The sequence below is a fragment of the Ureibacillus endophyticus genome, assembly GCF_003628435.1.
GTDB lineage: Bacteria > Bacillota > Bacilli > Bacillales_A > Planococcaceae > Ureibacillus > Ureibacillus endophyticus.
In genome coordinates, this window is record NZ_RBZN01000009.1 from 63,413 (window position 1) to 82,692 (window position 19,280).

Genomic DNA, 19,280 nt, shown 5'->3' on the forward strand with positions numbered 1-19,280 from the left:
TTAGAAAAGGAGGATTGTAATGGATCAAAAGCAACCGTTATGGATACAGGAGTATATTGATTCCCCTGAAAAACAACAACAGCTTTATAAAAAGACACTATTCATTGTTATTCTGTCTCAAATTTTCGGAGGGGCGGGACTAGCGGCAGGCATTACGGTCGGCGCACTTATTGCACAGGATATGCTTGGAACCGAAAGTGTAGGGGGTATTCCAGTAGCCCTTCTTACATTAGGGTCGGCAGGAGCAGCTCTTCTTGTCGGTCGTCTATCACAACGATTCGGTCGAAGATTTGGACTTGCAGCAGGTTTTCTAACGGGAGGCTTAGGTGCAAGTGGTGTCATATTGGCTACATTATTCAATAGCATCCTTTTATTATTTTTGTCTTTATTTTTATATGGTTCAGGTACTGCTACCAATTTACAGGCTCGATATGCTGGTACGGACTTAGCCTCTCCAAAGCAGCGCGGAACAGCCATTAGTATGGCAATGGTATTTACGACTTTAGGGGCTGTTGCTGGTCCAAATTTAGTTGATGTGATGGGTAATTTTGCAACATCCATTGGTATCCCAACATTAGCTGGTCCATTTATTTTAGGTGCAGCAGCGTTTATTTTGGCGGGTGTCGTTTTGTTAGTGTTCCTGCGTCCTGACCCATTGATTGTGGCTTCAGCCATAGCTATTGCCCAGGAACAAAAACAATCAAATAAAGTTGAAAATCCTTCAAATAATAAAAAAGGTGTTGCCTTAGGAGCAAGTGTAATGGTACTCACTCAATTTGTCATGGTATCCATTATGACGATGACACCTATTCATATGGAGCATCATGGTCATGGATTACGAGAGGTTGGATTAGTGATTGGATTTCATATTGGGGCGATGTATTTACCTTCCCTTGTAACAGGCCCGTTAATTGATAAAGTTGGACGAAATGTAATGGCGATTGCCGCTGGAGGGACACTTATACTATCTGCATGTGTTGCCGCATTTGCACCGGGAGATTCATTACTATTTTTAATTTTTGCTTTAATTCTTCTAGGAATTGGATGGAATTTTGGTTTAATTAGTGGCACAACCCTTATCATCGATTCGACTCACCCTTCAACACGGGCAAAAACTCAAGGCTCTGTAGACGTGTTGTTAGCGCTATTTGGAGCTAGTGGAGGAGCATTATCTGGAGTCATCGTAGGTTATTTCAATTATGCTACATTATCCATTATTGGTGGTGTTTTAGCTTTAATATTAATTGCTATTCTGATTTGGTCGTTTAAGATAAACAAAAGTGCAAAACTAGTAAAATAGTATTTGCACTTTTTCATTATGGCAATGGCTTTTCTGGTCGATTTGAGCAGTACTTACAATTTGGATCACTGCATGATTTTTCTATCCAACTGTTACATTGTGGACAAAAATACGCATCAAATTTTTCGTGATAGACTAAATGAAGCTTACATTCATTGCACGATTGATTTCGATCGACATGCCCATAGAATTGCATGTCATCAATTATTACTTTATCATCCTTCTCTATTATTTTCATACATACCCTCCTAGATTTCATGCCATTTTATAGATTCACTCTCTCCCCCGTATGTATAGAGGGCATTGCCGTTTTTATCATAGGCAGTCGCTTTGATTTGATCGATTTGCTGAGCATATGGAAATTGAAAATAAATAGGCTGATCTTTCATTATTTTTTTCTTTTCATCACCAAATTCCGTATGAACAACGATTGAATCAATTGCTGGATCTTTTGACAGCAATACGAATATCGTTGCTTTTTCATCATCATAGCGGACGCTCATTCCCCCTATAGTTTGTAGAGGATCTTGAGAGTAGCCAATAAAAGTTGATGCATAGCTATGGTATGTATACTGGTTTTTTCTGACATGTACAGTGCGATATTCCTGTTTTTCGTCATTTTTATAAAGGTAGAAAATGGAATCATCCTTATACTCTCCTATTAGTTCATCATCATTTGTCACAAATCCATTTGCCTTAGCCGCTGCTTCAGGTGTAAATCGGTATCCTTCTATATAAAAATAAAATCCAAAAATCATCATGAAAATTAAAATAACTACACTGAATTTTCTCATTCTTCTAATCACCCCACATGCTATAATCCAATTATATCTAATTTTACAGGTAATGACTTACATTAATAATAGAACTCGAGGAGGAAAAAATGAAATACTATGTGGTAGACGCCTTTGCAGATAAAGTGTTTGAAGGGAATCCTGCTGGAGTTTGTATCTTGGCTGAATGGATTTCCGAAGACGTAATGCAAAAGATTGCAATTGAAAATAATCTTTCTGAAACAGCCTTTGCCGTAAAAGAAAGTAAACATTATAAGTTAAGATGGTTCACACCTGGTGGAGAAATTAACCTTTGTGGACATGCGACATTAGCAACAGCTTTTGTCATTATGAACTATGTTGAACCCCAAATAACAACGATTCATTTTGATACAATGAGTGGAGTTCTAACAGTTGTGAGAAAAGAAGATTTGTATGAGTTAAATTTTCCAGCAGCTCCTTTAAATGAAATCTCTATCACAAAACAAATGATAGATGCTATAGGTGCAACTCCCATTGAGGCTTACTTAAATCGTGATTTATTATTTGTATTCGATTCAGAAGAAACAGTAAAAAACTTAAGTCCTGATTTTGCAAAACTAACTGAATTACCTGAGGGGCTTGGTGTCATTGTCACTGCTAAAGGAACAGAATTTGATTTTGTTTCAAGAGCATTTTTCCCAAAATTAAAGATTACTGAGGATCCTGTATGTGGTTCTGCCCACTGCGGTTTAGTTCCTTACTGGGCTGAAAAACTAAAGAAAAATGAATTGATTGCAAGACAAGTTTCAAGTCGAGGCGGCACACTTTACTGTACATATGAAAATACTCGTGTAAAGATGGCAGGTAAAGCGGCATTATATTTAATCGGAGATATAAATATAGAATAGCTTGGTGATTTTCCAAGCTATTTTTTCGTCTAAGGAATATAAGGGAAAGAATCATTTGATTTTTTACTACTTGCGTTATGATTACGTTTTCTTTGTTGTCTAATTTTTTCATATTTACGTTCAGTTGGATTCATTCGTTGCCACTTAATCCAGTTGTATATCTTTGAAATTACTTTTGTAAGTAACCAATAACCAAAAATAGCAGCAACCACAACAAGTATTATACCTACATTACTATTGAATAGAAAATCCACGACATCACCTCTTATGAAATTTTAATATACTCTATCGAGGTAACTACCGTTTTACACTTTTTAAAATGGTTTTACCAAGAATTGTCCCAATTGTAACATTAAATAAATTGATGACAAATGCGCTGAATATACTAAATATCTATAATTTCATATTACGTAGATGGGATGATGACTTCATACAGTAAATTAAATTTTTCTTCAGCGTTATATCCCTATAATGATTTTAAGATTCGCTCAGCTACTTTCATACATTCTTCATGGATCATCGTTTTATCAAATGCAAACGTAAAAATTTGATTAATTTTATCTGCTAGCTCTTCTACATTTTTCACTTCAGGGAGTAATGCCGTAATTTTTTCGATTTCTGGATGATACTCATCTTCGGGACACTCCATAGCTAGTAGTTTCATTGGATCCCATTCATCCACAATTTTTTTGACAATCTTAAAAGGTTTTTTAGCCATACTTCCTCCTAAATCTTTTGAAGCTCACTTATAAATAATAAAAAGAGATAGCAACCAACTTTAATCCAAAACAAAACCAAACCATAGTAAAAGAAGGTAGCATACAAACATAAACGTTCGATCTAATACACTCATTGTAGTGGCCTCTCAAATTTCGTATTTAAAAAGATTAACGACCGTAATGGTAAAAGGTTCCATATGGCTGAAGTTCCCTACTTTTTTATTGCTGGCGCAATGAGGTCAATCCGATTTGTCCAAATGCCACCAGTATAGTTTTGTGGAATACGTTCTAAGTCTTGTTCTTGATCAAAACCTTCTGACCAATTTCCCTTTCCAGCTACCAAAATGACACGTGTATCCACTTTCTCCATCCGTTTTAGGAACTTACTCGGGTATCCCCACATGAGCGGTGTGTATTTTTCAGGAATATGCAATTGAGTGTTTTTGCATGATGCAGGAACATACCCTGTCCAACCAACTGCCATATATGAAAGAAGACAACTTTTGAGCGTTTCCTTAGACATCACTCTTACATTTGGCATTATTTCTTTCAAGCTTTCAATAGGCAAATCGCCACCGTAAACGGCAAGTTGATTTAATCTACTTTCAGGAAATTGAGAAAGGTATTCAGCTAATTGTTCTCCTTCTTTTGGATCATTACTTTTAATATGAATTAAAAAGGATTGTTCAGGAAAATGGGACAACACTTCATCGATGGAAGGCATTAACCCTACCCCTTTCCCACGAAAAGGATAGCTTTTTCCGTTATCTGCTGTATAACCATAGCCAATATCGAAAGTTTTCAATTCATCCATTGTATAATCCTTCACTTGACCTATACCATCTGTTCTACACTCTAACGACCAATCATGAAAAACAGCAAAATCTCCATCCTTAGTCAACTGAATATCAAATTCAACGACATCTGCCCCTGCTTCAAAAGCCGCTTCCATTGAAGAGGTGGTGTTTTCTAAATAAGGGTGTTCCGGTTCATAAATTCTTTCCGCCGTACACGTTTCCCCTGTAATGCCCTCCATGATGAACGTCTGAGCCAACCCACGATGGGCTAACAAAAATGGTTCGGTGTTTGGAGCTTTTGTGAAGAGAGAATTGTTATTTAAGAAAATAAAAGCTACAAAAATCAGTAAAAATAAAAATACCCTTTTTAAAATTTTCTTCATATACTCCTCCAAATTTTTTTATCTTCATTTATATACACTGACAAATTATACTTTAAACGGACGAGGAAGGTTTTTTTACATTTTCCAGTTTTGTCCTATTCAATAATTACAAGCGAGAACAGCCTCAACTAGTTTGAAACCATTACCAACTTAATTGCATCTCTGATTGGTATGCCATCATTACAAATTAGTTTATAGGCTTTAACTTTCATTCATTTACTCACATCTCTGTTTTATTCAAATTTTAGTCTTAATAATTTTCATTAGTTTCAACAAAAACTAACAATTAACTAATATTTAACCTTTCAACACTTAATGAGTTACTATTACTTTAGTATAATTAGTACATTAACGTTCAAGAATTATTTCCAATATAAGTTAACATTTACAAAGGTGGTACATCATGAAAAAAACTGTACACGTGGTCGGAGCAATAATTGAAAATGAAAATAATGAAATATTTTGTGCATTAAGAGGACCAGAAATGTCCTTACCAAACTATTGGGAGTTTCCTGGTGGGAAAATTGAGGCTGGTGAGACACCTGAGCAAGCACTCAAACGGGAAATTCAAGAAGAATTCAACTGCTCTATAAATGTTGGAAAAAAAGTTGAAGATACGACTTATGAATATGAGAAAGTTATCGTTCGTTTAGAAACATACATGGCAAAATTAGTTGAGGGATTACCTACAGCACTTGAACATGCAGACACAAAATGGGTTGCGCGTAATGAAATAATGAAACTAAATTTTGCTCCTGCAGATGTTCCGGCAGTTGAAAAAATTGCAACTGAAAAATAATTCGTCGAAATGGTGGAATTTTTATGAATCAACAGCAACTGATCCAAAAAATTGAAAACTCTCTATATAAGGGATTTATTGATCAAAACAAACCAGTTTCTTCGCAATTCAAACCTAAATTACTTACAAACAAACACCATGAATCTGTCTTATCGACATTACTTCAAGAGTTAAAAACTTGTAAGACATTTTACTTTTCTGTTGCTTTTATTACTGAGGGTGGACTAGCTACTTTAAAAACAATGCTCTATGACTTAAAACAAAAAGGAATTAAAGGACGCATTCTGACTTCCACCTTTTTAAACTTTAACCAACCAAAAATGTTCAAAGAATTACTTAAGTTAGATAATGTTGAAGTTCGTTTAACAGGCGAAAAAGGGTTTCATGCAAAGGGTTATATATTTGAACATAAAAACTATTACTCCCTTATTGTTGGAAGTTCCAATCTAACAGACAGTGCTCTGAAAGCTAATTATGAGTGGAACGTATTTCTAACCTCCATGGAAAATGGTGAAATTATAAATCATTTCAAAAATCAATTCGAAAATGCATGGGATGTAGCAATACCTTTAACAGAGGAATGGATTGCTGATTACAAACAAATTCACGAATTACAACCATTTGTAAAATCTGCTTCACTAAACGCATTGGAGTTAGACACAAAGTACTTAACTAATTCACTTTCCGATGCCTTATCAATAAAACCAAATAAAATGCAATCAGTTGCATTAGATCAATTAAAAGAACTTCGTGCAACAGGAGCTAAAAAAGGATTAATTATCTCTGCGACTGGAACAGGTAAGACTTATTTATCTGCTTTTGATGTTCGAAACTTCGCACCTCAAAAGATGCTATTTATCGTTCATCGTGAACAAATTTTGAAAAAGGCAATGCAGGATTATAGAAAAATCCTTGGAGGTTATGATGACGATTTTGGTATACTCTCAGGTAATTCTAAGAACGTTAATGCAAAATATTTATTTGCAACAATTCAAACTGTATCTAAAGATAACTATCTTCAACAATTTGCAAAAGACCAGTTTGATTACATTTTAATAGATGAAGTTCATAAAGCAGGTGCAGATTCTTACCTAAAAGTAATCAATTACTTTACTCCAAAGTTCCTACTTGGTATGACTGCCACACCAGAGCGTACAGATAATTTTAATATTTATGAGTTATTTGATTACAACATTGCTTATGAGATACGTCTTCAAGCAGCACTTGAAGAAGATATGCTGTGTCCTTTTCATTACTTTGGCGTTTTAGATTATGAGAAAGACGGTGAATTAATTAACGAAGCAGCAGAATTGCGAAAGCTTGTTTCTGAAGAACGAGTTCGTCACATAATTGAAAAAATAAACTATTACGGTTATTCGGGTGATCGAGTTAAGGGCCTAATGTTCTGTAGTCAAAAAGATGAAACATATGAACTCTCAGCTGCATTAAATCTTGCTGGACTTAAAACAATTGCTTTAACTGGTGATAGTTCTCAGGAAGAACGTGAAGTAGCAATAAGAAAATTAGAGACTGGAGAACTCCAATATATTTTAACTGTAGATATATTTAATGAAGGTATTGATATCCCCTTCTTAAACCAAATTGTTATGCTTCGTCAAACGCAATCAAGCATTATTTTCATTCAACAACTTGGTCGAGGATTACGTATACATGATTCAAAGGAATTTGTCACAATAATTGATTTCATAGGAAACTATAAAAATAATTATTTAATTCCAATTGCATTATCTGGTGACCAATCCATGAATAAGGATAATGTGCGACGTAAAACAGTAAATACTGATTATATCAGTGGTGTTTCTACTATTAACTTTGAAGAGATTGCTAAGAAACGGATTTTTGATGCAATCAATAATACAAATCTTTCTACAATGAAAATTTTAAAAGATGCATATACAGAAGTGAAAAATCGTTTAGGAAAAATCCCTTCATTAAATAATTTTATTGAGCAAAACTCGTTAGATCCAGAAGTAATTATCGGCTATTCAGATAACTACTATAATTTTTTATTAAAAATGAAAGAAGATATCCCAACACTAAATGATTATGAACAATCAGTTTTAACTATGGTTTCTAAGGAATTTTTAAATGGAAAAAGAATTCATGAAATCATTTTAATAGAATCATTATTAGAAGATGAATATCTTCCAAAAGCGGACTATATCCAGAAATTACGAGACTTTGGGACCTACGTAGATGAAGAGACCATTAAGTCAGTTGAAACTATATTCTCATTACAATTTTTTGTTCAAAACGATATTAAAAAGTATGGATTTAAACCTATTATTGAAATAGATAATAGAAACTATAAATTTAATGAAGAAGTCCAAGAAAGTATTCGGGATTCTAATTTTAGAAGATATATCGAGGACATTATCAAATGTGCATATATTAAAAATGAAAAATATGATAAAGCAAAGGCTTTGACGTTGTATGAAAAGTATTCTCGTCGTGATGCATGTAGATTATTAAATTGGCCACATGATGATTCATCTACTATCTATGGTTATCGCGCAAAATATAACACTTGCCCTATTTTCGTGACCTATCATAAAAAAGATGAAATCGAAACCAGTCAAGCATATGGAGATGAATTCATATCACCAGAACTTTTTAGATGGTTCACTCGTAACCGTTTAACATTAGATTCAAACGAAGTAAAAACAATTTTATCCTATAAAGAATCTGGTATGAAAATTTACTTATTCACGAAAAAAGATGACGGTGAAGGAAGTGACTTCTACTATTTAGGAGAAGTTGATATTGCAGAAGACAGTGCAAGAAATGAACTGATGCCTGATGGAAAAGGAAAAGAGCTTCCAGTTGTTACAATGAATTTAGTGTTGGAACAACCAGTTCAGTATGATATTTATCATTATTTGGTGGAAGAATAATATTATAAGAATGCACTGCTAAAATATAAGAACTCCAAATCCTTTCTTGGGTTTGGAGTTCACTCATTTTTACCATACCTGAATAAATAAATCATATAATTCTAAAACACGCTTATCGATAGCTTTTTGATCCCATTTATCTAACTCAGCAATTTTATTGTTATTCTGAATAGTAAATAGTTCAAAAATTATTACTTTTTGTACTAAAAACAATAAACTTATAAAATTTCCTTTACTAGCCCAAACACCTTCTAAAAACCGAATGATCTCATATTAGTTCAAAATCTTTATCAACTCAATTTCATCTCTAATTGGTATACCATCATTACCTATTAAGGGGATCTCAGGTTTTATCTTTCTGGCTTTCTCTACAGCATTTTTTAATAATTTGGACAGTATATACCCGCGCTTCTGATAGAACTTTAGGGCTAATAAGTTATCATTTGTTGTTACTAGTTTCACAAGTTTACACTTTTCATTTATCGCAACAATTTCTACTTCTTTCACTAATGATGTGCCAATTCCTTTTCCTTCTTCTATACTATCTAAAGAAATTATTTCACATTCATAATCTTTGATGACGTATGTAATTAAACCAATGATTTGATCTTCTCCGTTTACAACTGTAAAACCATCTAATGTACTACAATCATAAACACCACTGGAGATGACCATTTTGGAACTTCCCCAATGCAATTTAAAAAATTCGATTACTTTTTCTTTCGGTATATCCTTAATTGCGTAGAGTTTCATACATAACCACCTCTCTAAATAAAATTGGATACGTAATTTCGCACCCTATTATCATACTATACCCATACTAGAAATTGTTTCCAACGATACACATTTAATGCAATCCTATGAAAATGTATTAGACGAGGCACTTCAGGAATAGGTTTTAATTCAAGAAAAAAGTTCTACTAAAAAAAGTAGAACTTTGATAATTCATCTGTTCATTAATACATCGCTTCATATTTTTTACGCAACCGTTCCTCTTTTCACGATAAATCTTAAAGCAAAGGAATAGAGCACGACCACCAGCGTACAACCAAATAACGCTGCCGCTATCATCCCAAGTCCAATGCCGTACCATGGGTCAACGGTAGCTGCAACAATAAAGCTGCTAATCAATACTAGGATGGATAAAATAACGCTAAAAATGGCTGGGTAATATCTGTTTTTATAATGATAGCTTGCTAAATATGTGCTAATTAAGCATAACAAAATGACATACAAAATCGCGACAGTCACTCCATTGGCAAACGTATCTATTATTTTTGATAAGACATGGCTCGACTTTTCAAGATTTATCGTGATATCGACTGTTTGGATTTTTTCCGTTCCTAAATCCATTACGTGAAGCGTATGCTTTTTAGGATCAAGTGGCCAATTTTTATTTTCTAAAAAGGCGATTTTATTTTCGTTCTTGAAGAATTTCGGTGATACTACTGATGATTCAAGATTAGTCAGCCTTTTACTTTTTCCACTTTCAATATCAAGTAAAAATAGCTCGTATTTAAAGAGCGAACTGTCAAATGACTCTTCTGAAATCGTCGTATAAGCTAATTTGCTTTCATCTGGTGAATAGCTGATATAATAGCTTTCTTCAGGTAACTTATTAGAGCCTGGTGCATCTTTTTCAGTACTTTCTTCAAGGGAAAAAGCAGTTACAACTTCTCTATTCATTTCGAACAAAGTGTAATAGATTGTTTTTCCATCTTGAGATATAGCCAAATTTTCCATCATAAAATGGTCTTGGTTTGTCAGTTGTTGTATTTCTTTTGTTGCAAGATTCAAAACAAATAAATCAAAGCCTTCAGTAGTTTCCCCTTCAACCTTCAAATAATCTTCTGCCGGAGTTGCAATAAAATAAATTTCTTCCCCAGTGTTTGAAAAGACGGCTTCAGATACATGGGTTTTGTCATCTGTTAATTTCTCTTCCTCATCGCCATTTTTATTCGCAATATATAGTGTGTTAATCTTTTCTGCATTTTGCGCTAAATAAAGAATTTTCGTTCCATTCTTTGAAAATCTCGGACTATGAAAATTGGCAGATTCCGATTTTGTTAATTTTTCTACTTGCTTTCCATCGATGGTCGAACGATAAATATCTTCTTTTCCATCTAAATAATAAGAAAACAGATATTGATCATCATTGGGTGATAAATCGAAGGATTCGCCCATCCCTGTGAAATATCGGTATGGATTATCATCCCGCAACAGGCTAAACGCAATTGACCCTGCAAGTAAAAGGAATGTAATAAAGATTAAACTAATAAATGATTTTTTGTTTTTCATACGCACACTTCCCTCTTTAGGCACTGTTAATCTAACAACTGTGCCGTATTCACACTATCAGCTTGCAATGAAGACTGATTTTTCTGATTTTCAGTGCCATTATTGTATTCATCGATTATAGACTGTTTTTATTCCATTTCTCTGAGATTTTTGCATTCATCCGGGGTATGAAGACGTTTTTTTCTAAATTTTCTTGGCATTTTTGTATTCATTTGTCTTATGAATGCGTTTTTTACTCGATTTCTCTGAGATTTTTGCATTCATCCGGGGTATGAAGACGTTTTTTTCTAAATTTTCTTGGCATTTTCGTATTCATTGGCCTTATGAATACGTTTTTTATTCAATTTCCCCGAGATTTTTGCATTCATCCGGGGTATGAAGACGTTTTTTTCTAAATTTTCTTCGCATTTTCGTATTCATTGGCCTTATGAATACGTTTTTTATTCAATTTCCCCAAGATTTTTGCATTCATCTGATGTATAAAGACGATTTTTTCTAAGTTTTCTGGCATTTTTGTATTCATTTGTCTTATGAATGCGTTTTTTACTCGATTTCTCCGAGATTTTTGCATTCATCTGGGGAATGAAGACCATTTTTATAAGTTTTCTTGGCATCTTTGTATTCATTGGCCTTATGAATACGGTTTTTATTCGAATTCTCTGAGATTTTTGCATTCATCCGGGGTATGAAGACTAATTTGCATGTGATTTTAGTACTCATTGATTGGATGAAGACAGTTTTTCATTTACTGGAATTCATCGAAATCTTGTATACAGTTCAAATGCTCAACTGCATTATTAGACGGTATATATTGTAAAAAGTTCCAAATTGGAATAAGTTTCGGATAATCTGCTCATCTACGGTACGAAATTAATACTAATATCATAACTTTTTAAATAGTACACTTATCTCTCCAAAGCAATACTCATCAACCCAATCAATATATTTTTCATATAACGGCCGAATTGTTTCAATATCCTTTGCGATGACTTCACATCCTCTGTCATCATAAATGTAAAAAATGATATCCTTCGTTGTGTTGATGAAAAAGATATCTGGCTCGTATAAACCAAATGGGTTGTGTAATCTTGGTTGTAATTCGTGAAAATCTTGGTTACAAATTGCCTTAATTAAAAGTTCATAGCGAAGATCTTGTTTTTGACAGTACAAAGAGAATTGGGATGTACATTTTTCCATAGCGTCTTCTTCATCATCAAACATATATGGAAGCCTTGTTTGTTTTAGTCGATAACGCAGATTTTTATTTTTAACGTAATGATGATAAACTTTCATTTTCTTTCTACTTGTCTTGTAATCGTTCTTATACTGATAAATATTCGTAACCAAATAAAGTTGATCACCATCTGAGAACAGTTCATTAAACAATGTTGTTGCTTGGTAATAAACTGTGTTGAAATAATGTGGGTTGAGTTCATCTGAGTTACTTTTTATTTGATAAAGACCTTTTGCTAATTCAAAATGAATACTATTCTTCCATTGATAATAAAGACTTGGCCTTAACACAAGCCCAGGGAATTTCTTATCTAGATACTCACTTAATTGCATATATACTCTCCAATCTACAAGTGTCGGATAATATGAAAACAGACGCTCCTTCATTAAATTATCCCACTAAAAAAGTGCCCATTCTAGAAAGAATTGAGCACCTATAGCTTATTTCTCCAATTGACATTCGTTCGGGCAAATCTACAACTTATGTATACACAGGATGAATCTCCATCTGCCCATTTTCATAGGAAGTCTTCGTGATGTAGCTTCCTTTTGGAAATATAAATGTCCATGGCATACTTACTTTTGCCGGGATTTCAAGTGCTGGTAGAGTGAAAAGATTCTCCGCAATGAGTTCCCCTTCAATCGTATAACTCACTTTCGTATCCTTAAATGTAAGAATAGTATTCGAAAAGTTATGAACTAATGCTGTTACTAGTAATGCTTCTTGATGATTGATAGCCACTCGTACAGTCGTACAAGTAATCTCCAAACTATTAAAATGTTTTGATTGATTAAATATTTCTTGAATATTCATTCTGTCTTGAGTAGACAAAGCTTTTTCCCAAGATGCTTCAAACTGTAATTGCTGCATGTCAAATCCCCTTTTATTTCAGCCGTTTTTCCTCTTTAATTTCCTTTGCTAAATGTAAAATTAATAATACCATGCCTGCAAAAGAAACAAGTAAACTGATGATAAAACCAATTAGCCATGAGTTAAATGTTATTTGTATGTCAGTAAACATAAATATAGCAATTAATACGATTCCTATAAACATGAATAAAAATCCTAGTTTTTTCACGATTCTGCTCCTCATCTGTTTTGTCATAGAATAATATTCCCAGATAATTTTATTCCCAACCAGTAAAAAATCTAATTTTCAAACTCGCTAATAGTAGATTTCTACCTTATATAAATAGTAAAATTATGCTATTATTGTATAGTTATTGTAACGAGGGGGGATGCATCATGAACAAACAAGCAAGAAGAAAATCTAGTATGACAGTAAGAAAAAAGTTGTGGCTATCTTTTATAATCATTCTTATTGTCCCGAGTATTTTGGTAGGGGGATTTGCATTTTCATTTGCAAAATCTGTTGTAAAAGACGATATGATGAAATCTGCTTCACAATCTGTTGATTATCTAAATGAAAATATTAAAGAGTTTTTCGAACCAAAAATTAAAGATATTGAATATCTTGCTGAGACGATTAATGCTTCGGAAGTGAAAGTAAAAGCGAAATCGAATCTTGGTTATAGTACAACTGTCGAAAATCAATTAAAAACATATAAAGCCATTCATTCAGAATTAGAACTTACTTCGATTGGAACCGAACAAGGCGTTTATATGAATGCTCCATCAACGGTTGTCAATCCTCTTAATTTTGACCCAAGAAAACAAGACTGGTATCAACAAGCAATGGCCAATAAAAGTGAAGCGATTATTACATCACCTTATATATCGAGCGCTACTGGACAATTAGTTGTGACGATTGCGAAATCAACAAAAGATGGACAAGGGGTAATAGCAATCAATGTTAATCTGGAAGAAATCGCAAAATTAACAGAATCCATTACGATAGGAAATAATGGTTATGCTTATATTTTAGACGCAGATCGTAAATATGTTTACCATCCGCAACAAGAAATCGGGTCTCATGCGCCGGAAAATGAAGAATCTGAAAACCTGTATAAAAGTGAAAATGGAACATTCCATTATGTACATGAAGGCAAAGACGAAAAGGAAATGTTTTTTACAACGAACGAAATTACTGGCTGGAAATTAGCTGGAACAATGTATTCGAAAGAAATTGATGAAAATGCGTTACCTATTTTAATCAATACGATTATTGTCATTGTTGCGAGTGTAATTATTGGTGGCATTGTCATTATTTTAATTATTCGTTCAATCACTAATCCAATTCATTCGTTGAATCGTGCAGCTGAAAAAATTGCAGAAGGTGATTTTACTGAAAAAATTACTCTTCGTTCAAACGATGAAATTGGGAAGCTCGGCAATAGTTTTAATAGTATGGTGAACACCTTAAATGGTATTATCGTAAACTTAAAACAAACGATTGATCATTTGGCTTCTTCATCAGAACAACTTACCGCTAGTTCTACTCAGACATCATCTGCAACGGAACAAGTAGCTTCAGCTATTCAGGAAATCGCTAGTGGTGTAGAAAAATCAACTGAAAAACTTGAAGAAAATGAAAAATCCTTAGTTAATACATTGGAATCGATTTTAAGAATTTCAGAGCAATCTGAAGAAGTTGCAGAACTTGCGAGAAAATCCTCAAAAGAAGCGGAAGATGGAAAACAATCCGTTGAAGCGAATCTTGAGCAAATGAAATTTATCAATGAATCTGTAAGCAAGTCAAATGAAGTCATTCAATCTTTATCTCATCGTTCTAAAGAAATTGGAGAGATTTTGCAAGTGATCAATGATATTGCAGACCAAACGAACTTACTTGCACTAAACGCGGCAATTGAAGCGGCAAGAGCTGGTGAGCACGGAAAAGGATTTGCAGTAGTAGCCGATGAAGTGAGAAAACTTGCAGAACAATCACAAACTTCTACTAAGTTAATAGGTGAAATTATTACGAGCATCCAAAAGGACACAGAAATGTCGGTGAAAATGATGGGTGAAGTACTCCGCAATGCAAATCAAGGTGTAACTGTTACTGAAGCATCTGCTGAGAAATTTATGCATATCATCGAAAACTCTCGCAATATTACGCCACAGATTGAAGAAATTACGGTTACGATGGAAAACATCCAGGAAAGTGTGAAGGATGTTGTGGCAAACGCTAAACTTCTTACAGAATTAGGACAGGAAAATGCAGCAAGTTCCGAGGAAGTAGCTGCATCCACAGAAGAGCAATTAGCATCCATGGAAGAAATCAACTCTTCTGCTAACTCCCTTGCTAATCTGGCGGAAGAATTAAGAGATGTTGTGAACAAGTTTAAAATTTAACGTACCCGGTACACAAACAATTCTGAAAATTTAATGCAATTTAAAGCTAAGTATTTGGGATTGCACTCCCCTCAAGTACTTAGCTTTTTCATTTCTATGTTTCAGTGACTTTTACCCAATCGGATTTGTTTTAAAAGCATATTGTTAAAAAAACCGTTTTGAGGTGATTATTTGAGTAAGTTCAATGCTGAAAAACTTTCTGTTGAATACAGAGATGGCGTAACAGCAAGAAATCCAATACTTCAAAGAAAATATACCCTCACTCACTCTGATTCCACGGGTGAACTATTTTTAACAATTGGCACTCAATATGCTTGGGATAAAGTCAATCAGACGACGAGAGATGAAGTATTAGGTAATTGGAATAGTAATGGGTATTACGATGTTTATGTTTATCTCGATCAAGGAGAGCATGATTTCGCCACAGCAACGAGACGAAATGAGATTTTCAAACGGGAATTACCGCTAGCATTGACGGCAATCCGTTATGGTGATCGATACTTATTCAACCAATTTCCAAATCTCGATTCTGCTTTTATCATCGTTCACTTTATATCTTCTTATCCTCAACTAGCTCGACAAGAGAACTGGGGTACATTTCATAATTTTAAGGATTGAAATATGCTTTAGTAGTATGTTTTAATCCTTTTTAATTTGTATTATAAGTGTCGGATAATCTGCTATACTTGCCACAAAAAAGCGATTGCTGTTCGCAACCGCCCCGTTTATAATATTTCCACTGTTTCATTAAATGACATGCCAAAGTATTTGTATTTGATATGAACCGTATGGATAGCATTAGGATGAATTACGCTGATACCATATATTTCATCATTTTCAGAAGCCATTCCCTCATCTAATTTTTCAAAATTAGCAGATGGTGAAGTGCCAGATTTGATTGAAACCTGTTTCATATCCGTAAAAACATATTCTTTCGCTTCTACATTTCTGAAGTCGTCCGTCACGATAAATCCTTGTAATGCATTACTCTTTTGGATTTTAACATCTGAAGCTTTTTCATGCTGATTAACAACAACCTCTACTATTTTCAAATTACGAAAACCATTATTCCCGATACCGACGACAACGGATTTGTTATCTTCACTATAGCCAAGAGTACCGATTTCTATGGGTGGGTTAAATTTTATGAAGGCTAGACCCCCACCAAATATAAATAATAGGAGAATAGCGAAATAAACTTTTTTCATTTTACTAGTCTACTTTCTTTGATAATTTTTGAAACCAATCTAATGCATCGAACGTATGAAAAAATGAGGTGATACTATGATGTTTTCGTCAATAAAGGATATTTGGATGGGGATTGTTATTTGGATTTTGATTGGTGCATTTAGTTGGCTTTTCTATCAAACTGCTTTCATTCAAAAAAATGCGTTCGGTTCAATGCTTCTGCTTGCACTTGTCACTTTATTAGCAGCAGTCTGGTTTAGTACTCACTATATAATTGAAGATGATGTCCTTCACATTACATATGGACCTCTGAAAAAGGCGATACATATAAACGAAATACGCTCTATTCGGTATACAACAAATCCATTTGTTGCCCCTTCCCTTTCCGCGCAACGCATCGAAGTTAATTACGGGAAATTTCAAACCGTTCAAATTTCGCCTAAGGATAAAGTTGTATTTGTAAATGAATTAAGAGAAAAGAACCCCAACATTCAACTAGATATCTAGCACCCAACCTCATTATTGAGGTTCTTTTTTTCTCCAGAGAATCTAAATTTCATCCAATGATACTACTTCACCACTTGCTGCATTTACACTGTAACGGCAATCTAGCTTTCCGCATAAGACATATTGTTGTTGTTTTTCATCATAAACAAAGGTTGGTATTAGCTCGAAATACTCTTCCAACATTTCATATGCGTCTTCTTTTGTAATCGTACCTTTGTCTGATGGTTGGAATTCATTAAAGGTTTCCAACATAACATCATTATCCATGTAATTGTCTACTTTAAAATGCTCTGGATCAATCCAAACTTTCATTTTCCTTTGAAACACATAATTATCTTGTGAATTGGCTTTTAATGTTGCGTGAATATATCCTTTTTCACGACTTAGCGATTTTAGCACCCATTTTCCTGAATCGTTTGGATATTCTTGACGTAAAAAATCCCTCACAGCTGAGATGCACTTTTCTTGTTCAAGCTCTGTAATTGGGAATATATCAGGAGAAGGTTCACTTGCAAAGGCTTGTTCTGCTGATATCTCCCCCATCCAATTAATGTATTTTCGTTCAAAGGACTTATTCAAGGGCTCTTCCCAATAGATTATATGGTCCACTTTCTCGTCCTTAAAAATCTCAAATGGAATTGTTCTTGTACCATCATTTGTTATATAAATCTCTTCTACTGCATAAATCGAGTATAATTTTTTCTCTTCATAAGATGGAAAATTAATTAGTTTGATTTGTTCTTTTTTCAAATGGTCTATTTTATCGAGATTCAGTGAAAACTCTTCTGCTACTTCTATTGAAGGAAACTCACCAAATACAGAAAATAAAGTTAGCTTGCCTTCTTCGTTAAACTTGATATTAATCCATCCTGAAGGGGATACGGAGATACTATTAATGCATGCCTTAAAATAAACTTCCCCTTTTTCTTCTTTATGTATTTGAAAATGTTTCCCATAAGTTAAACCCGTTTCATTTTCCACCCATTCAATGATTTCTTCCATCTCACCATTAAATACAAACCCATTTTCTGTATAAGACTTGCCCATAACAAAAATTACACTAGTAAACTTTCGATTTTCAATATTAATCTCGATACAAGCTGTGCCGTCTGGATTTGAATCGTCATCATCTTTTTCAGCATGATTTGGAAAAAACTCCATTCCAAGTGTATAAACTGTCTCATTGAAGGAATTAACCGTGCGATTGAAGTAATAGTTTTGTAGGTAGTATTGATTTAATCCAAATTTATTTATTGTATACTCCACTAATTCTTGTACTCTAGTATCCAATGATTCAACCTCACTTTATTTTTACTCATCCTCTTATTCCTTTTTCCATTTGTATGGCACTTTTGACTAGTTGTAGAGAAGCATAATGAGGAACGTGACAAACCCTACCCCGATATTATCCATCCACCTGATTTCATTATTCATAACAAATTGATATAAAGTTAATACCCCAAAATTTATTAGTGGGAATTGAATACTTTCCTTTAACAACTTCATCCCCCTTTTACAAAACGAGTATTAAAATAGTAATTAATAACATCATGGCAAATACTATTCCCAATATGATTGCAAGGAGATTCACCTTCCAAGTATAGCCCTTAAACTCTACTTCTGAGGCAGCTCCATCCACCTTTCGATTGTGGAGAATTAAACTAATATTTGAGAGTAGTAAAAGAAAACAGAACATGGTAACCATAAACAACATATCGACCTGAAAGATGTTGTCTTCATAACCCCAATTTAAATAAGATTGCCAAAAAAGAATACCGCTTAACACGATGTTATAACCATAGCTTACTTTTCGGTGTTTGTACCATTCCTTTCCCATTTTTTGTTTTTCATAGATTGCTACTTTTTCAACGATAGGAATAATTGATTTTGTACTGTCACCCTTCATTAACCCAAAAATTCCTTGTGTGAGCACAAAAATTCCTAAAAATAAAAAGAAATGTGCAATTGATATTGTATACATGTTCGTAATGATAAAGAAAAGAAATAGACCAATTATTAACAATCCATTTAATATTGCAAATTGGTTTCTTCGCATCCTTCTTAATTCAGCTGTTTCCATTTTCTCCCCTCCTAATATTATTTCGTATTGTCAAAACTTATATATATAAATCGCTAATAATCGTTGGTTTTATAGTCTTTTACGCAAAAAAACTTGCCACCCCCTGGATTTTGGTGTTAGTTGAGGTTACCACACACAAAAC

The 19,280-nt window shown here is 33.8% G+C and carries 20 protein-coding genes; 7 read left to right on the forward strand and 13 right to left on the reverse strand.

Annotated features, from left to right (window positions below; all coding sequences use genetic code 11):
- The first annotated feature begins 19 nt into the window (after window positions 1–19).
- Window positions 20–1,300 (forward strand): MFS transporter, encoded by a 1,281-nt coding sequence (locus tag D8M03_RS05900; RefSeq protein ID WP_121213853.1) that lies wholly within the window; start codon window positions 20–22, stop codon window positions 1,298–1,300.
- A 248-nt stretch (window positions 1,301–1,548) separates the two neighbouring features.
- Here the strand turns inward: D8M03_RS05900 and D8M03_RS05910 are convergent, their stop codons facing one another.
- The gene (locus tag D8M03_RS05910) at window positions 1,549–2,094 is read right to left on the reverse strand and encodes a hypothetical protein (RefSeq protein ID WP_121213855.1); all 546 of its coding nucleotides are present in this window, start codon (window positions 2,092–2,094) and stop codon (window positions 1,549–1,551) included.
- Window positions 2,095–2,183: 89 nt separating this feature from the next.
- Here D8M03_RS05910 and D8M03_RS05915 point away from each other — a divergent pair, with 89 nt between their 5' ends.
- Window positions 2,184–2,963, forward strand: coding sequence for a PhzF family phenazine biosynthesis protein (locus D8M03_RS05915; RefSeq protein ID WP_121213856.1), 780 nt, complete (start codon window positions 2,184–2,186; stop codon window positions 2,961–2,963).
- A gap of 29 nt (window positions 2,964–2,992) precedes the next feature.
- Here D8M03_RS05915 and D8M03_RS05920 read toward each other — a convergent pair whose 3' ends face one another.
- From D8M03_RS05920 to D8M03_RS05930, 3 genes are all read right to left on the reverse strand, one after another.
- Window positions 2,993–3,217 (reverse strand): hypothetical protein, encoded by a 225-nt coding sequence (locus D8M03_RS05920; protein ID WP_121213857.1) that lies wholly within the window; start codon window positions 3,215–3,217, stop codon window positions 2,993–2,995.
- Between the two features lie 212 nt (window positions 3,218–3,429).
- Window positions 3,430–3,681, reverse strand: coding sequence for a DUF1871 family protein (locus D8M03_RS05925; RefSeq protein ID WP_121213858.1), 252 nt, complete (start codon window positions 3,679–3,681; stop codon window positions 3,430–3,432).
- A 212-nt stretch (window positions 3,682–3,893) separates the two neighbouring features.
- Window positions 3,894–4,862: a glycerophosphodiester phosphodiesterase family protein gene (locus D8M03_RS05930; RefSeq protein WP_121213859.1), complete on the reverse strand. Its 969-nt coding sequence runs from the start codon at window positions 4,860–4,862 to the stop codon at window positions 3,894–3,896.
- Between the two features lie 403 nt (window positions 4,863–5,265).
- Between D8M03_RS05930 and mutT the strand changes: the two genes are divergently transcribed.
- Together mutT and D8M03_RS05940 are read left to right on the forward strand one after the other, a co-directional pair.
- Window positions 5,266–5,661, forward strand: coding sequence for an 8-oxo-dGTP diphosphatase MutT (gene mutT, locus D8M03_RS05935; protein ID WP_121213860.1), 396 nt, complete (start codon window positions 5,266–5,268; stop codon window positions 5,659–5,661).
- 23 nt (window positions 5,662–5,684) lie between these two features.
- Complete coding sequence (locus D8M03_RS05940) at window positions 5,685–8,576, forward strand: DEAD/DEAH box helicase (RefSeq protein ID WP_121213861.1); 2,892 nt, start codon at window positions 5,685–5,687, stop codon at window positions 8,574–8,576.
- A gap of 273 nt (window positions 8,577–8,849) precedes the next feature.
- Here the strand turns inward: D8M03_RS05940 and D8M03_RS05945 are convergent, their stop codons facing one another.
- The 5 genes from D8M03_RS05945 to D8M03_RS05965 form a co-directional block, all read right to left on the reverse strand.
- Window positions 8,850–9,329 carry a GNAT family N-acetyltransferase gene (locus tag D8M03_RS05945; protein WP_121213862.1) on the reverse strand — a complete coding sequence of 160 codons (480 nt, stop codon included), beginning with the start codon at window positions 9,327–9,329 and terminating at the stop codon, window positions 8,850–8,852.
- 225 nt (window positions 9,330–9,554) lie between these two features.
- On the reverse strand, window positions 9,555–10,874 hold the full coding sequence (locus D8M03_RS05950) for a PD40 domain-containing protein (RefSeq protein WP_121213863.1): 1,320 nt from the start codon (window positions 10,872–10,874) through the stop codon (window positions 9,555–9,557).
- Window positions 10,875–11,756: 882 nt separating this feature from the next.
- Window positions 11,757–12,440, reverse strand: a complete 684-nt coding sequence (locus tag D8M03_RS05955; RefSeq protein WP_121213864.1) for a DUF3885 domain-containing protein — start codon at window positions 12,438–12,440, stop codon at window positions 11,757–11,759.
- 148 nt (window positions 12,441–12,588) lie between these two features.
- Window positions 12,589–12,978 carry an SLAP domain-containing protein gene (locus D8M03_RS05960; RefSeq protein ID WP_121213865.1) on the reverse strand — a complete coding sequence of 130 codons (390 nt, stop codon included), beginning with the start codon at window positions 12,976–12,978 and terminating at the stop codon, window positions 12,589–12,591.
- Between the two features lie 13 nt (window positions 12,979–12,991).
- Window positions 12,992–13,186, reverse strand: coding sequence for a hypothetical protein (locus tag D8M03_RS05965; protein ID WP_121213866.1), 195 nt, complete (start codon window positions 13,184–13,186; stop codon window positions 12,992–12,994).
- Window positions 13,187–13,353: 167 nt separating this feature from the next.
- Here D8M03_RS05965 and D8M03_RS05970 point away from each other — a divergent pair, with 167 nt between their 5' ends.
- Both D8M03_RS05970 and D8M03_RS05975 read left to right on the forward strand, forming a co-directional pair.
- Entirely contained in the window at window positions 13,354–15,363 is a 2,010-nt protein-coding gene (locus D8M03_RS05970; RefSeq protein ID WP_170148393.1) for a methyl-accepting chemotaxis protein, read from the forward strand.
- Window positions 15,364–15,534: 171 nt separating this feature from the next.
- A complete protein-coding gene (locus tag D8M03_RS05975; protein ID WP_121213868.1) occupies window positions 15,535–15,981 on the forward strand; it encodes a staygreen family protein in 447 nt (148 codons plus the stop codon).
- 107 nt (window positions 15,982–16,088) lie between these two features.
- Here the strand turns inward: D8M03_RS05975 and D8M03_RS05980 are convergent, their stop codons facing one another.
- Window positions 16,089–16,571, reverse strand: coding sequence for a hypothetical protein (locus D8M03_RS05980; RefSeq protein WP_121213869.1), 483 nt, complete (start codon window positions 16,569–16,571; stop codon window positions 16,089–16,091).
- A gap of 76 nt (window positions 16,572–16,647) precedes the next feature.
- Between D8M03_RS05980 and D8M03_RS05985 the strand changes: the two genes are divergently transcribed.
- Window positions 16,648–17,058 carry a PH domain-containing protein gene (locus D8M03_RS05985; RefSeq protein ID WP_121213870.1) on the forward strand — a complete coding sequence of 137 codons (411 nt, stop codon included), beginning with the start codon at window positions 16,648–16,650 and terminating at the stop codon, window positions 17,056–17,058.
- 42 nt (window positions 17,059–17,100) lie between these two features.
- Here the strand turns inward: D8M03_RS05985 and D8M03_RS05990 are convergent, their stop codons facing one another.
- From D8M03_RS05990 to D8M03_RS05995, 3 genes are all read right to left on the reverse strand, one after another.
- Window positions 17,101–18,348: a hypothetical protein gene (locus tag D8M03_RS05990; protein WP_121213871.1), complete on the reverse strand. Its 1,248-nt coding sequence runs from the start codon at window positions 18,346–18,348 to the stop codon at window positions 17,101–17,103.
- Window positions 18,349–18,414: 66 nt separating this feature from the next.
- Window positions 18,415–18,564, reverse strand: coding sequence for a hypothetical protein (locus D8M03_RS17670; RefSeq protein WP_170148394.1), 150 nt, complete (start codon window positions 18,562–18,564; stop codon window positions 18,415–18,417).
- Window positions 18,565–18,571: 7 nt separating this feature from the next.
- Window positions 18,572–19,138: a hypothetical protein gene (locus D8M03_RS05995; RefSeq protein ID WP_121213872.1), complete on the reverse strand. Its 567-nt coding sequence runs from the start codon at window positions 19,136–19,138 to the stop codon at window positions 18,572–18,574.
- Window positions 19,139–19,280: the final 142 nt, after the last annotated feature.